Source organism: Neobacillus sp. YIM B06451, from assembly GCF_032667185.1.
Lineage (GTDB): Bacteria > Bacillota > Bacilli > Bacillales > Cytobacillaceae > Bacillus_D.
The window spans coordinates 381187-396206 of the sequence record NZ_JAVFKJ010000001.1 but is presented as its reverse complement, the minus strand read 5'-3'; the positions used below and the strand labels follow the sequence as shown (position 1 = coordinate 396206).

Annotated in this window: 16 protein-coding genes; all 16 read right to left on the bottom strand. The window is 48.8% G+C overall.

The genetic code is table 11. The annotated features are described in order from the left end of the window. Positions 1-8: 8 nt before the first annotated feature. The gene (sucC, locus tag RB160_RS01865) at positions 9-1169 is read right to left on the bottom strand and encodes an ADP-forming succinate--CoA ligase subunit beta (protein WP_316568503.1); all 1161 of its coding nucleotides are present in this window, start codon (positions 1167-1169) and stop codon (positions 9-11) included. A gap of 149 nt (positions 1170-1318) precedes the next feature. Then, complete coding sequence (locus tag RB160_RS01860) at positions 1319-2110, bottom strand: ribonuclease HII (protein ID WP_316568502.1); 792 nt, start codon at positions 2108-2110, stop codon at positions 1319-1321. Positions 2111-2165: 55 nt separating this feature from the next. Beyond that, positions 2166-3044, bottom strand: coding sequence for a ribosome biogenesis GTPase YlqF (gene ylqF, locus RB160_RS01855; RefSeq protein ID WP_316568501.1), 879 nt, complete (start codon positions 3042-3044; stop codon positions 2166-2168). Between the two features lie 32 nt (positions 3045-3076). Next, positions 3077-3637, bottom strand: coding sequence for a signal peptidase I (gene lepB / locus RB160_RS01850; protein ID WP_316568500.1), 561 nt, complete (start codon positions 3635-3637; stop codon positions 3077-3079). Positions 3638-3932: 295 nt separating this feature from the next. Beyond that, positions 3933-4277, bottom strand: coding sequence for a 50S ribosomal protein L19 (gene rplS, locus RB160_RS01845; RefSeq protein ID WP_316568499.1), 345 nt, complete (start codon positions 4275-4277; stop codon positions 3933-3935). A 135-nt stretch (positions 4278-4412) separates the two neighbouring features. Beyond that, complete coding sequence (trmD, locus tag RB160_RS01840; protein ID WP_316569044.1) at positions 4413-5150, bottom strand: tRNA (guanosine(37)-N1)-methyltransferase TrmD; 738 nt, start codon at positions 5148-5150, stop codon at positions 4413-4415. Then, positions 5150-5668, bottom strand: coding sequence for a ribosome maturation factor RimM (gene rimM / locus RB160_RS01835; protein WP_316568498.1), 519 nt, complete (start codon positions 5666-5668; stop codon positions 5150-5152). Before rimM ends, trmD begins: the two co-directional genes overlap by 1 nt. A 5-nt stretch (positions 5669-5673) precedes the next feature. Continuing rightward, complete coding sequence (locus tag RB160_RS01830) at positions 5674-6060, bottom strand: YlqD family protein (protein ID WP_316568497.1); 387 nt, start codon at positions 6058-6060, stop codon at positions 5674-5676. 61 nt (positions 6061-6121) lie between these two features. Next, the gene (locus RB160_RS01825; RefSeq protein WP_115450473.1) at positions 6122-6352 is read right to left on the bottom strand and encodes a KH domain-containing protein; all 231 of its coding nucleotides are present in this window, start codon (positions 6350-6352) and stop codon (positions 6122-6124) included. 15 nt (positions 6353-6367) lie between these two features. Beyond that, positions 6368-6640, bottom strand: a complete 273-nt coding sequence (gene rpsP, locus RB160_RS01820; protein WP_053366175.1) for a 30S ribosomal protein S16 — start codon at positions 6638-6640, stop codon at positions 6368-6370. Positions 6641-6746: 106 nt separating this feature from the next. Then, a complete protein-coding gene (ffh, locus tag RB160_RS01815) occupies positions 6747-8099 on the bottom strand; it encodes a signal recognition particle protein (RefSeq protein ID WP_316568496.1) in 1353 nt (450 codons plus the stop codon). Between the two features lie 11 nt (positions 8100-8110). Continuing rightward, entirely contained in the window at positions 8111-8443 is a 333-nt protein-coding gene (locus RB160_RS01810) for a putative DNA-binding protein (RefSeq protein ID WP_316568495.1), read from the bottom strand. 126 nt (positions 8444-8569) lie between these two features. Then, entirely contained in the window at positions 8570-11377 is a 2808-nt protein-coding gene (locus RB160_RS01805) for a VWA domain-containing protein (RefSeq protein WP_316568494.1), read from the bottom strand. Beyond that, positions 11361-13133: a vWA domain-containing protein gene (locus tag RB160_RS01800; protein ID WP_316568493.1), complete on the bottom strand. Its 1773-nt coding sequence runs from the start codon at positions 13131-13133 to the stop codon at positions 11361-11363. Before RB160_RS01800 ends, RB160_RS01805 begins: the two co-directional genes overlap by 17 nt. 10 nt (positions 13134-13143) lie before the next feature. Beyond that, positions 13144-14013 carry a DUF58 domain-containing protein gene (locus RB160_RS01795; RefSeq protein ID WP_316568492.1) on the bottom strand — a complete coding sequence of 290 codons (870 nt, stop codon included), beginning with the start codon at positions 14011-14013 and terminating at the stop codon, positions 13144-13146. Continuing rightward, complete coding sequence (locus RB160_RS01790; protein WP_316568491.1) at positions 14010-15017, bottom strand: AAA family ATPase; 1008 nt, start codon at positions 15015-15017, stop codon at positions 14010-14012. Before RB160_RS01790 ends, RB160_RS01795 begins: the two co-directional genes overlap by 4 nt. Positions 15018-15020: the final 3 nt, after the last annotated feature.

The following is a 15020-nucleotide window of genomic DNA, read 5'->3' as shown; positions in this document are numbered from 1 at the left end:
TCCCCCTTTTATTTCACCAACGAAACGATTTTCTTCGCACCGTCAGCCATGGATTCAGCCGCAACGATGTTCAGACCGGATTCGTTCAGGATTTGCTTGCCAAGTTCAACGTTCGTCCCTTCAAGGCGGACAACAAGCGGAACTTCAAGCCCTACCTGTTTCGCAGCCTCGACGACCCCCGTCGCAATGACATCGCACTTCATGATTCCGCCGAAAATGTTGACGAAAATTCCCTTTACTTTCGGGTCGGAAAGGATGATTTTGAATGCCTCGGTAACCTTTTCGGCTGTGGCACCGCCGCCAACATCAAGGAAGTTCGCCGGGTCGCCGCCGTAATGCTTGACAATGTCCATCGTCGCCATTGCCAGGCCGGCTCCGTTTACCATACAGCCAATGTTCCCATCAAGGGCGATATAGCTCAGGTCGTATTTCGATGCTTCAATCTCCTTTGGATCCTCTTCTTCAAGATCGCGGTATTCAAGAATATCCTTTTGGCGATATAGGGCATTGGAATCAAAGTTCAGTTTTGCGTCAAGCGCCAGAACTTTTCCATCCCCGGTTACTACAAGAGGGTTGATTTCTGCAATGGAGCAGTCTTTCTCAATGTAAGCATTGTAGAGGCTGGTCATGAATTTGACTGCCTGGCCGACAAGTTCCTTCGGTATATTGATGTTAAAGGCAAGACGTCGCGCCTGGAACGGCTGAAGGCCGATAACAGGGTCGATTTCTTCTTTGAAAATCTTTTCAGGTGTCTTTTCAGCAACCTCTTCGATTTCCGTACCGCCCTCCTCGGAACCCATCAGGACGACACGGGACGTAGCCCGATCAAGAACGAGGCCGATGTAATATTCCTTTTTAATATCACAGCCTTCTTCAATTAAAAGGCGTTTAACCTCTTTCCCTTCAGGGCCTGTTTGATGAGTTACCAGCGTTTTACCAAGAATTTCACTCGCATATGTACGCACTTCATCAAGATTTTTGGCAACTTTAACACCGCCGGCTTTTCCCCTTCCACCAGCATGGATTTGCGCTTTTACGACACAAACCTTTGTTCCAAGCTCACGAGCGGCTTCTACCGCTTCTTCAACCGTGAACGCCACTTTTCCATTAGGGACCGCTACTCCGTATTTCTTGAGTATTTCTTTCCCCTGATACTCGTGGATATTCATTTCCCATCCTCCTAACAACCTGTCGAAAATTGCACTGCGCTTTCATTTTATATAAAGCCTCGTGGCTTGTCCACACTTTAGGCAAAACATTCCTCTCATATGAGAGTTCTCTTCATTGCTTTGTCATTTTTGAGAGTTGCGCATTCCAATCAATTTTCAGGAAGGTTCCAGGTATCGTCAGCCATCTTTACCGGAGCGAACGATTTTCTGTGGTAAGGAGTTATCCCATATTTTTTAATCGCTTCCATATGCTCTCTAGTGCCATAGCCCATATTTTTTTCAAATCCGTAAACGGGATATTGTTGGGCGATTTTTTTCATGAACCTGTCCCGTTCATTTTTAGCCAAAATGGAAGCCGCCGCAATCGATATGCTTTTTGCATCCCCTTTGATGATAGCCTCAGAAGGAAAAGGCAAATCAAGTTTGACGGCATCGGCAAGGACATAGTCAGGCAGTGGCGACAGGCCGGCGATTGCAGCCTTCATCGCTTTAATTGACGCTTGGTAAATGTTCAGTTCATCGATTTCCTCCGCTCCGACCAGGCAGGTGCTGAATGCGATGGCATCACGTTTAATGATTTGCTCATATTCTTCCCGTTTTTTGGGTAGGAGCTTTTTTGAGTCGTCAAGTCCAGGAAGAAAAAAATCTTCCGGAAGGATGACGGCGGCCGCGGCGACAGGCCCCGCCAGAGGCCCCCTTCCCGCTTCATCAGTTCCTGCAATCCATTTAAAACCTTGCTCCCGCGCTCTCATCTCAAAAGCCGTCATTTCGAAAAATTTGGCCTTCATTTTCCCTTCGTCCAGCTTTGCCTTGTTCCATTTCCTCAGGAGTTCTGCGACACCTTTTCGGCCATCCATACCCAATTCCCGTAAAAATGGATCTCGTTCATCTGTAATTGAAGAGAGCCTTACTTCAATTTCCCTGATACTTAATTTAGTCATTTGGTTACTGCCCCTATGTATTGATTTAATGAAAGAAGGCCCCCGACATGAGAGCCTATTCCGTTCCATTTTCACTTTTTTCAAGAACCTCTTCCGGCCATTCAAAGGTAAGCGGCCCGAACTTTTCCATCCTGATTTCCCGGACGACCAGTTCGGCGACTTTGTCATAATCAATCGTCCCTCCGCTGCCAAGTGCCCCCCTAAGTTTGCCGATATGTTCAAAAAGCTCTACCGGGTCTTCCGGAACATCATCTAAATGATACCTCTCTGTCAGCCGGCTATGATACTTCTTGTCCAGAAACCTCAGTCCATAAAGGGCTAACTCCTGCAAATTAAGGAGGGTATCCTTGATTGCTCCGGTAAGTGCAAGCTTTTTCCCTACCTCTTGATCTTCAAACTTCGGCCAAAGGATGCCTGGGGTATCAAGGAGTTCAAGCTCTTTGCCGACCTTGATCCATTGCTGTGCCTTTGTCACGCCAGGAGTATTCCCTGTTTTAGCGATGTTTCTTTTGGCAAGCCTGTTAATCAGCGTCGATTTGCCTGCGTTCGGGATACCGACGATCATTGCCCGGATTGCCCGCGGCTTGACGCCTTTCGCCCTCAGTCGGTCGAATTTTTCCTTAAGTATTTCATGCGAAGCGGCGGTTATTTCCTTCATTCCTTCGCCAGCCTGCGCATTGATTGCCAAGGCCTTTATTCCTTTCTCCGCAAAATAGCGGATCCAGGCCTTAGTGGCTTCCTTATCGGCCATGTCCGCTTTGTTCAGCAGGACAAGCCTCGGTTTGTGCTGGATGATTTCATCGATCATCGGATTCCTTGATGAATAAGGGATCCTGGCATCAATAAGTTCAAAAATGATATCGACGAGTTTTAGTTTTTCGGTTACTTCCCTGCGCGCCTTTGCCATGTGGCCAGGAAACCATTGGATGGTCAATGCGGCCACCTCCTGTAACATTTAGTAGAAAGTTACTCTTCCAATTTTACTATGCGCATATCCTCGACAGGCCAGTACACAACACTTGTTTTTCCAAGCACTTTTTCCATAGGGATGGTGCCAATGTGGCGGCTGTCCTTGGAATACCTGCGATTGTCCCCCATAACAAACAGTTCGCCCTCTGGGACGGTCTTCTCGCCGATTTTTTCTTCAAGTGTGAACGGGTCGGTCAGCGGTCCGTCCACGACCATTTTCTTGTAAGCATCCAAATACGGCTCTTCGTATGCTTTTCCATTTACATAAAGGGTATCGTCCTTATATTCAATATGGTCCCCAGGGAGGCCGATTACACGCTTAATATAATCTTTTTGCTCCGGCGCATGGAAAACAATGATGTCGAACCGTTTTGGCTCCCCTATTCGGTAACTTAATTTATTGACAATCATCCTATCCTGGTGCTTCAGGGTCGGCATCATCGATTGCCCGTCAACGACAATCGGTGCAAAAAGGAAATAGCGGATGACCGCGGCAAGCGCAACAGCGACAAGCAGCGCTTTGGTCCATTCCCATACTTCATTTTTCTTTTTCGTCATAATGTGTTTCCCACCCATTTCCCTTAAAGTTGATTCCATACTCTATTTTACATAACCCGACCCGCTTAAACACAAATGGAAAGTATTTTTAAGGAGCCAATTTGATGATTGTTAAAAAAAATGAAACATTTGGGTAGTGGCTAGTGTATTTTTAAAAAAGGGCTGTATTCAAGCCTCGGCTAAACAAATGAAGCGCCATCGCGGGGCACCGGCCGATAATGGCTGGGAGACCTGGCGAAGGCGCTTCCTTGTTTTCTTGTCTGGCTCAAGCGTAATGAACGCTTGTTGCGTGTAATTATCGAATTTCTTTGATACGGGCTTTTTTCCCGCGAAGTTTGCGCAGGTAGTAAAGCTTCGCACGGCGGACTTTACCGCGGCGGATTACTTCCAATTTCGCAATTTTCGGTGTGTGGACAGGGAAAGTACGCTCTACGCCTACTCCATAGGAAATTTTACGGACAGTAAAAGTTTCGCTGATTCCACCACCACGACGCTTAATCACAACACCTTCGAACAACTGGATACGCTCGCGTGTGCCCTCGACAACCTTAACGTGTACACGTACAGTGTCACCAGGACGGAACGCAGGAAGATCCGTGCGAAGCTGTGCTTTTGTGATTTCATTGATTAATTGTTGCATCGTATTCAACTCCTCCCACAGATGCTCTTGCAATCCATTTCCCTATGCAGCGGAACATCGTTTTCAAGGGCTTTACCGGAAACCGGTTCAAGCCACAAGATGTATCTTACCATAAACAGCGGTATGGTGCAATAACTACCGCTCTTCTTTTTTGATCTCCTCAAGCCATTTTCTTTGGGCGGGTTCAAGTTCGATGGCTTCGAATAAATCCGGACGGCGGTTCCACGTTCTCCGCAGCGATTCCTTCGTCCGCCATTCTTCGATCAGCTTATGGTTGCCCGAGATAAGCACATCCGGGACCTTATGTCCGCGAAAATCGGCTGGACGCGTGTAATGGGGATGCTCCAGGAGCCCCGTGCTGAATGAATCCTTCCGATGGGACTCCTCGTTTCCAAGTACCTCTGGGAGTAGCCGTACGACACTGTCGATTACGACCATCGCCCCGAGCTCCCCGCCAGTCAAAATAAAATCGCCAATCGATAGTTCATCCGTCACCAGATGCTCCCGTATTCTTTCGTCAAAGCCCTCATAATGGCCGCATATAAAAATCAAATGCTCTTCCTCGGCAAGCTCCTCTGCTTTCCGCTGGGAATGGCGTTCTCCCTGTGGGCACAAGAGGATTACTCTGGGCTTCGCGGCTGTGCCGTCCGACAATGCCTGGACGGCGTCGAAAATCGGCTGCGGCTTCAACACCATGCCAGCCCCGCCCCCATACGGGTAATCGTCCACTGTTTTATGCTTATTTTCCGCATATTCGCGGAAATTTACGACATTGTAGTCGACAGCCCCTTTTTCTGCCGCTTTTTTCAAAATCGAGCTGCCGAATACCCCATCGAACATTTCCGGGAATAACGTTAACACATCGATTTTCATCATGACAGGAGGCCTTCCATCGGGTCGATGATAACCATCTTTTCTTTTACATCCACTTTGAGGACGACATGCGCGATATAGGGGATCAAATGCTCCTTGCCGCCCTTCCCTTTTACGACCCATACATCGTTGGCGCCAGGGGTAAGGATTTCGGTTATCTTCCCGATTTCCTCTCCTTCTGTTGTGAATACCTTGCAGCCAATGATTTCGTGAAAATAATATTCATCTTCCTCCAGGTCGCCAAGCTGTGATTCATGCACTTTAAGTATCCCATCCCGAAACTTTTCAACATCGTTTATATTCCCGTAGCCTTCGAACTGGAGTAAATCGAAGTTTTTGTGCTGTCTGTGTGCTATCACCGTCAGTTCCACCGGCTCTTTTTCCTTAGGAAGGAACAGGTGGAGCTTGCTTCCGGGCTTGTACCTTTCGTCGGCAAAGTCGGTTCTCGAAATGACCCTGACCTCGCCCCGAATACCATGGGTATTGACAATTTTCCCGACATTGAACCATTTATCCATCTGCATCACCTCTTGCGTATCTCTTCAATAATCCCATCGCGAATGATAATTTCCTCCTGGCTATCCTCCCAGGGATCTCCAGGCTTAATGTCGATGATTGCCTGTACTTCGGATTCTTTTAATTCGCTCCCTAATGGTAGCATATGCAACTGTCCGATTTGAAACTCAAGCTGCTCCATCCTTTCCTTGCGGGAGAGGATTTCCTTTTCAAAATGCCTTTTGATTTCAGTGGGTGGAAGCTTGCCGGCTTTCTCGAGCTTTTTCTGTTCGAATTTCAGCTGGCCGCATTCTTTCTCAAGCTGCGCTTTCATATGCAGATAAGCATCAAGCAGTTTTCGGCGGCTCGTTTCTGTAAGGACTTGCTTTACTGCGACAGTGCGGAGAATTTTCATACAAAAACCTCCCATATGTATAAATACCAAAAAAGGAGGGAATTCTCCCTCCTTTTAATGGTTATTCACCTATTTCTAAAAACAGTTTTTTCTGCTCCGATGCACCGGCCGCATAGACGACGGTGCGGATTGCTTTCGCAACGCGCCCCTGCTTTCCAATTACTTTTCCCATGTCGCTCTTGTTGACAGAAAGGTGATAGGTTACGCGCTGATCTTCTTCCATAACGTTCACACGAACATCCTCTGGAAAATCAACAAGGGGCTTTACAATCGTTTCGATCAACTGTTTCATAGCGGACCGCCGTTATTATTTGCCAAGCTTGGCATTGTGGAATTTCTCCATGATGCCTGCCTGGGAGAATAGGTTGCGGACTGTGTCGGATGGCTTCGCGCCATTTTGAAGCCACTTAAGAACCAATTCTTCATTGATGTCGACAACCGCAGGCGCTGCAACAGGATTGTAAGTGCCTACTGATTCAATGAAACGTCCATCACGTGGTGAACGGGAATCTGCTACAACGATACGATAGAAAGGAGATTTTTTTGCTCCCATACGCTTTAAACGAATTTTTACTGCCATTTTAACTTGCACCTCCGAATAGTTTCACACAAGATAGTATAATACCAATTGTTAAATAGTTTGTAAAGTCTTTTTTCTTAACACCTAAAAATAGGTAAATAATTCCTTAGAATGGATTGAACGGAAGCCTGAATCCGCCCTTCTTTTTCCCTTTTTGCTGCATGCCGGCCATTTGCTTCATCATTTTTTTCATATCCTCGAACTGTTTCAGGAGCCTGTTCACCTCGGGAACGGTCCTTCCGCTTCCTTTGGCGATCCTTTGTTTGCGCTTCGAGTTGATGATTTCCGGGTTCGTCTTTTCCTTTGGCGTCATCGAGCGGATGATCGCTTCCACATGGGCAATCTGTTTCTCATCGATGGAAACATTATTCAATCCCTTGATTTTGTTCGCGCCCGGAAGCATTTTCAATATATCCTCGAGCGGTCCCATTTTTCTTACTTGGGCAAGCTGGTCAAGGAAGTCGTCAAGCGTAAAGGAAGCTGTCCGCATTTTTTGCTCAAGTTCCTTCGCCTTTTCCTCATCGACATTGGCTTGGGCTTTCTCAATCAAGGTCATGACATCGCCCATCCCAAGAATCCGGGAGGCCATCCTTTCAGGATGGAACGCTTCAAGCGCATCTAACTTTTCACCAAGGCCGACAAATTTGATCGGCGTGTTCGTCACAGAGCGGATGGATAGCGCCGCGCCGCCCCTTGTATCGCCGTCAAGCTTCGTCAATACAACGCCGGTAAGGCCAAGCTGTTCATTAAAGCTTTGGGCCACATTTACTGCGTCCTGCCCGGTCATCGCATCGACGACGAGGAAGATTTCATTTGGCTTGGCAAGCTCCTTGATGTCCTTCAATTCATCCATGAGCGTTTCATCGACATGAAGCCGCCCAGCGGTATCAATCAGAACATAATCATGATGGTCTTCCCGGGCCTTCGCGATTGCCTGTTTCGCAATTTCAACCGGGCTTACCTGGTCGCCAAGCGAAAAAACAGGCATGTCGAGCTGTTTGCCGAGCGTTTGCAGCTGTTTGATGGCTGCCGGGCGGTAAATGTCTGCCGCAACGAGCAGCGGTTTCCGGTTGTATTTCTTGCGCAACAGGTTTGCGAGCTTCCCGGTCGTCGTCGTTTTACCGGCACCCTGGAGCCCAACCATCATGATGACGGTCGGCGGCCGGTTCGCGACGGCGATCCTGCTCTGTTCCCCGCCCATCAGCTCGGTCAGTTCTTCTTTAACGACCTTGATGACCTGCTGGCCTGGCGTCAGGCTTTTTAAAACTTCCTGGCCGACTGCCCGCTCGCTGACCTTTTTGACGAACTCCTTGACTACTTTAAAGTTTACGTCTGCTTCAAGCAGCGCCAGCCTGACTTCCCTCATCATCTCCTTGACGTCCGCTTCATTTACTTTCCCCTTGCCGCGGATTCTTTGGAGAGTATTTTGCAGTCGGTCGGCCAATCCTTCAAATGCCATAGTGCCGCCTCCTAATCTAATTTCTCAAGTTCGGCCACCGCATCAAGCAGAGCCTGCTTAGGGAGTGGTTCGGAATTGATCAATTCTTTCATTTTCCCTAAAATGGTGCTGCGTTCCTGGAACTTTTGCAGCAAAAGCAGTTTTTCTTCATATTCCTCGAGCATTGCTTCAGTGCGTTTAATATTATCATAAACGGCCTGGCGGCTCACATCATACTCTTCGGCAATCTCCCCGAGCGAATAATCGTCCAGGTAATAGAGAGACATATAGCTTTGCTGTTTTTCCGTCAACAACGAATGGTAGAAATCATAAAGATAATTCATTCGCGTTGTTTTCTCAAGCATGCTATCCCTCCTTGTTAAGTGAAAAACCTTTACATCGTTAAGTTTACAGCCCTTGCACGGCTATGTCAAGGTCATGGGCGGTTACGGTGTAAAACAAAAACACCGCGTTTTCAGCGGTGTTCTTAGCTATCTGCGCCTCTTTTTCGCTTCAAGGAGGCGTTTCATCCTGTCTTCCGCCCCTAAAGCAGTTGAGTCCCGCGGAGCCGGCTTCTCTTTTGAGTCCCTGCGTGAAGTTTTCGTTTGGGCAGGGGGTGTTTCCGTTTTATGAAAAATTGGCTCATCCCTTTCCTGAACGGCCGCGACAGGCTTTTTCAGATTTGCTTTATTCCCGGTACGTTCCTTCGCTTTCGCAAGCCTTCCGAAAACAGCAGTACCCTCATCGTCTCCTGTACCAGTTGAAACCTTGCGTTTCGGAAGCAACCTCCCAAGCGCCGCCATTCCAAACCTTCGAAGAATGATTTCCGCTACAAGCAGCAGAAAAGCAGCGAGAAGCAAATACTCGCTAACAGGCTGTTTTGTAAACGGCTTCGGTGCCAACGGCCTGAATGCCTCCTTAGGAGAGGTAAGCTCCCTTCCCCCGCTTAAGGAAACAAGTTCATTCAAAAACTCTTTATTCGTTCCCTTTAGCAAAAACTCTTCCGAATAAGGAACGGAGAATCCGGTACGGTAAACAGAGGATACACCCTCTTTGTCCTTTTTTCTTATGGAAAGGTAGTACATATCCGGCCGGCCCGGGATAATAAGCTCATACTTCCCGGGAGAAATAAGCTTCGTGTTCGCATCGACAGCTTCTCCCTCCTGTGTCAGGACAGTCGCTTCAATCGGAATGGGGTCGGCGTTCTCGCTGCTCAACGATAGGACCGCCTCCCCTTTATCCTTATCCACTGACACCGAGTAAGGCTCGCTATCATATTTCGGGAGCGACTCGGTAACAACCTGGTTAAGGAAACCCGGCCAGCCTGGCCACCTTGCCCAATCCCCGGACCATTTTGCTGAAAGGCCTGACGTGAACGCGAGGGTTGTTCCAAGCCCATATTGCCACTGGGCAAGGACAGGATCGTCTTTTTTGCTTAAGACGGGAACGCGTGCCCTCGGCTTCGGGGTAACGGCAATATACGCATTCATTTGCGGGACGCCTTTTTCAAAAAGCGCTATCCACTCGGGGTATGCCTCGATTACCGGATAAAAGGGGACGTCCTCGATGTAAGTCCTTGATGTCATGACGGTTTCACGTGATAGCACGCTCGGAATGACCGAAGCATCGGATACATCGTAAAACCGGCCGCTCCCCATCTTCGCCAATTCTTCAAGGAGCCGCCTGTCGGCGTCACTTCCAAGGGCTACCGTTGAAAGGGTGATGTTCCGTTTTTTCCCTTCCTCTATCAATGCGGCGTAATCCCCGTTCGTCGCCGATTGGCCATCCGTCAGCAAAATAATATGCTTCCGCTGAAGTTTTAAATCACGAAGTTCCCCGTAAGCCTTTTCCAGGGCCGGATAAATATTCGTGCCTCCGCCTATGGCAACTGAACGGATTTTTTCAATGGCTTCCTGCTTGTTTTTTAGCGGAGCAGTCTCAACAACCACCCACGGTCGATCATCGAAAGCGATGAACCCGAGGGTATCATCCTCCCGCAGCAGTTCAGCCGACCTTGCCGCCGCCTCTTTTGCAAGTGAAAACTTTGCTCCTTCCATGCTTCCGGACCGATCAATGACAATAACTAGGCCGAGCGAAGGCATTTCTTTCTTGCCTTTTATATCCATATCGACGGGCAGGAGCTTTTCAATCGGCGTTTTGAAATATCCACCCAACCCGAAGCTATCCTCTCCGCCTGTCATAACAAAGCCGGTCCCAAATTCCCTGACCGCTTTTTCAATCAGGTCCATCTGGTCCTCGGACACCCTGTGGCCGGGAACATTTTCAAAAACAATCGATTGGTAGTGGAGATACCCGCCTAGCGCTGTTGGGAGCCTTTCCGGGACTATGGCATCGACAGCCAGCCCGGAGCCCCGCAAAATCGCAGGCAGACTTCCCCCAGGCGTGCCTTCAACAACAAGCACTTTGGGCACACCTTTTATATCCGTAACTGCAAATAGCGAATTGTTTTCAATATGCGCATCGTTTGAATTGATTAATTCAGCCTTGTAAACCGCGAGGCCAGTGTCCGAGGGAAGGTGGGTGAATGTAAAGGCATTTTGCCCTTCCTTTAACTTTACTCCTTTCTTTAAAATCTCCTTGTTGTTAACAGTAAGCCTCAATACTGCATCCATTTCTGCATTGCTTGAAATAGCAACGGAAACCGATGTTTTTTCCCCTTCATAGAGTGTTGGCGGAACAGAAAAAGAAGCTACGGCGGCATCGCTTTCTTCCGCCTGCCTGAGGGCAACGTAATCCAATTCAATCTTCCTGCTCTTTAACATCCGGGCCGCTGAAGCCGCCTCGCCCGCGGTATTGTTTCCATCGGAAAGAAGGACAATCCTCCCTGCCTGGGTTCCAGGAATGAGCGAGGAAGCAAACCTTAGTCCGGAGCCGATGTCTGTTTCCGTTTTATCAAGATCCCCGTTAAACTGGGTAGGTATTTCCCCTCCAGCGGACAACGACGATTCGGATAGCGGATCTTTCGCGAAAGAAGTAATGGCGAATTGCATGCCTTGCTCTTTATTAAAAACTGCCTCATGAATCCAGTCAAGCGCTCCATCACCCGCGGCCTCGACACTTTTCGACCTGTCCACAAGAAAAATGACCGTTTCCGTTTTGGCCGGGAAGACAATCTGCGGAACCGCCAGGGCAAGGATGATGATTAAGAAAACAACAGCGCGGAGCGAGCCGATGAGTTTTTGTTCCAACGTGCCTGCCCGCCTGAAAAATCTGTACATGAGAAAAGCCGCTGGAAGCACGAGGGCAAACATAAGGGGATATTTAACGTCCAAGCCCACGCCTGTATACCTCCCATTCCATCAGCAAGGCGAAAAAGGCGAGAATGCCGAGCGCCAGCCAGGCTGTTTCATTTTCCCGGAAGACCTTTTGCCCCTTTTGAAGTGTCTTTTTATTCAGGATAAAAGAATCCGAGTGTGGAGCTATCTTTTCCCTGTCGTCCAGCATTACGGAAAAATAGTGAATCTTGTTGCCGGAGAATGCCTCGTATACGCCAGGTTTGAAAGGTGCCTTGAAATTTTCCGACGTTAAGTCGTACTCGGCCAGGTTTTTTCCATCCCGGCCAAATATGGCCAGTTTGCTTTCCGGTGTATCCAAGCTAAGCCATTTCTCTTCTCCGGGCTGAAAGTACCCAAGAAACGTGGATTGCTGCGAAAGCCATTGGTAGCTGTTATACAGGAAGATCGGAAAGCCTGGATGAAGCGGCCAATCCGAGTCTTCTATTGCAAAATTCACCGCGATGGCCGGCTGGCCTTTTCTGTATCCTGTTTGAATCAAAGCCCGGCCTCCGGATTCCGCAATCGTTTTAAAAGAGTCGTTATAAGGATCGGCTGCAAATTTTACAAAGGTTTTGCTGATTTCAGTGAATTGCAGTACAGGGGATTCAACAGCCGTTATTTTTTCCTTCAATTCCAACCGTTGCCCCTTCTCCTTATTGATTATTAGGGCCGGAAGAGCGGGCAAGTTATCTGGCTCCTTCCCCTCAACCAGGAGGATTCCTTCCTCAATGGAAGCGACTGCGCTTTTATCCGGCTGGATGATTTCTAACCCAATAGACTTTAACCCTTTCAGCAAAAAGGGATTTACACTCCCAATTGCATAAATGGGCGGATTGGCCGGTGCGAGAACAGCTGCGGCTTCATTGTCCGCTTCATAGCCGTCCTCCGCGATTGCCTCGGCAAGATAATATGGCAGCTCTGGTAAATCAGGGATATCAATGATTTCCTGGCTTTTAGCGCTAATTTTCACGACCTTTTCAAACAGAACGTCTTTTTCTCCCTTCACCCTGAAGAGGGCTTCGCGTTCTTCACTTCCCTGGTTCTCAATCAACGCCACAGCGGCAATCTCATTGCCCACCCTAGCAGCGCCAAAAGAGAGAAGCGACAGATTCTGAATCGCCGCGCCGCTATTATGAACCCGGATAAACTCGTTTCCTGCGAACGCCTCTATATCGTCCTTAAGGGCGGCATCCGAGAAAATATGTATCTCGCTTCCTTCTTTAGAAGACAATGAGACAGCTAACTTAACCGCTTCAATAATATTGTCATGTTCAAATGTGAGAGAAAGGGACTGAATTGCATCCAACGCGGCCTTTTTTCCTGTTTCCCTGTTCAGGATTACTTCTGGCCTTTGCCCCGCGGTGATAAGCGTGACCTCCCTGTCCCCGCCTTTTTCCAAAAGCTCTATCATTTTCTTTTTCGCAAGGGAGGCCCTTGATTCATCTCCCGCTGCCGCAGACATGGACGAAGAGGGATCGAAAATGAACACCAAATGGTTTTCGGCCACCCCTCCGCTGTGCCAGCCCGGTTTCACAAGAGCGAACATCAAAAGGGCGAGCGCAATGACCTGAAGCCATAAAAGCAGGCTGTTTTGGAGTTTCTTTAGCCACGGGGATGCCTGCCATTCATTCATCGCCTCGGCCCAGAGCATGTTGGAAGGATTGATGACAGACTTATACTGTTTCCGGAAAAAATATAGAAGAATGACAAATCCAATCAAGCCTGCCAGAGTGAAATAGGCGGGGTTGGCGAAGTGCATTCAGGTCACCTCATTCCAGCACTTTTTTTGCCGTGCATATGTGAAAAATGAACTCATGAAAATCATCCAGGTCGGTTACGAACAAATACGTAATCCCGTATTTTTTACACAGCTGTTCAAGCGAGGCGTTGTGGGCATCCAGTCTTCTTTGGTACATTTTTACCACACCTTCCCTCATGCTCACATCGACCGCTGTTCCGGTTTCGCTGTCGATGAGCCGCAAATCGCCCGAAGCCGTCGGATTTTGCTCCTCCCCGGCCAAAACTTGGATGAACTTTACCTCGATTTTCGATGACGCAAGCTTTCTGAACAGCTTGTCAAATTCCCCGGGGTTTTCGAGTCCATCGGTTATTATGATTGCTGCCTGGGTTCTTTTCAGCCCTTCGAGGAGAGCATTTTCCGTGAACGCTCCGGCCGTCGGCGTATCGTCTGTTGCAAGGATGCTAGTAAAGACGCTTTTGGCGTAGACCGCTCCTTTTCTAGTGATTCTTCCTTCCGTTGAAGCGGATGCGGGAATGAAGGACAAACGGTCTTCCCCTATCAAGCCTATATAGGCCAAAGCAGCTGCAATTTCCTTCGCCCTGTTCCATTTTGTTTCGATCATTCGCATTGAAGGTGAAACGTCAAGAATAACAGCCGCATGAATTTCCTGTTCATCTAGAAATCTTTTAATATAATGCTTACCTGTCCTGCCATATAGATTCCAGTCAATCAGGCGGAGGTCATCCCCAGGCTGGTAGGCCCGGAAATCTGAAAACTCAAGGGATTGGCCTGGCCGTCCCGAACGGCGCCCTCCTTTATGAACAGCCCTTCTTCGGGTCCTGACCGAGAGCCTCCTCCTTTGAAGCCTGGCTAGCAGACTGCCATAACCGGCACTCATTTGGCAGCGGCCGCCTTTGAGCAACTCTCCAGGATTTCAAGGACCACTTCATCCGTAGCCAGCCCTCGAGCTTCACCTTCAAAGTTCAAAAGCAGCCTGTGGCGAAGCGCCGGGAGGGCTGCATTCTTCAAATCCCCGGTCGATACATGATACCTGCCGGAACACAAAGCTCTTGCTTTGGCCAGCATCAAAAGGCTCTGCAGCCCCCTCGGTCCAATCCCGTACTGGATGTACTTGTTGACGGATTCCGGTGACCCCTCACTTCCGGGATGAGAGCAGGTAACGATAGCGACCGCAAAATCAAGGATTTCTTCGGAGACCAGGATTTCCTTCGAGAGTTGCTGGAGCCGGATGACGTCATCCGCGGAAACGACCCTTCTTACAATTGAGGTTTCCGTCCCTGTCGTTCTTCGGGCAATATCCTTCAACTCCTCCCGTGAAGGATAGCCGACGAGGATTTTGCAAATGAACCGGTCCATTTGAGCCTCGGGCAACGGGTAGGTACCCTCCATGTCAATTGGATTCTGGGTGGCCAGGACGAAAAACGGCTTTGCCATCATTTTCGTGCTACCCATCACGGTAACAGTCCTTTCCGCCATCGCTTCAAGCAAGGCGCTCTGTGTTTTTGGGGTTGCCCTGTTGATTTCATCTGCGAGGACAATATTGGCAAAAATCGGCCCTTCATGGAAAATGAATGCCTGCCTGCCGTTATCGCCCGGCTGGAGGAGCATCGTTCCGGTTATATCGGACGGCATCAAGTCCGGGGTAAATTGAATCCGACTAAAGGAAAGGTCCATACAGTCCGCAATCGTCCGGATCAGCATTGTTTTTCCCAGTCCCGGAAGCCCTTCAAGAAGGCTGTGCCCGCCGGACAGGATGCTCCATAGGAGCTGTTCGACAACTTCGTCCTGCCCGACAATGATCCTTTTGATCTCCTCTCTGGCAGACTGAAGTTTTTCGGCAGCGCTCCTGAATTCATTTTCCTTATCTTTTATAGCATCCATGGA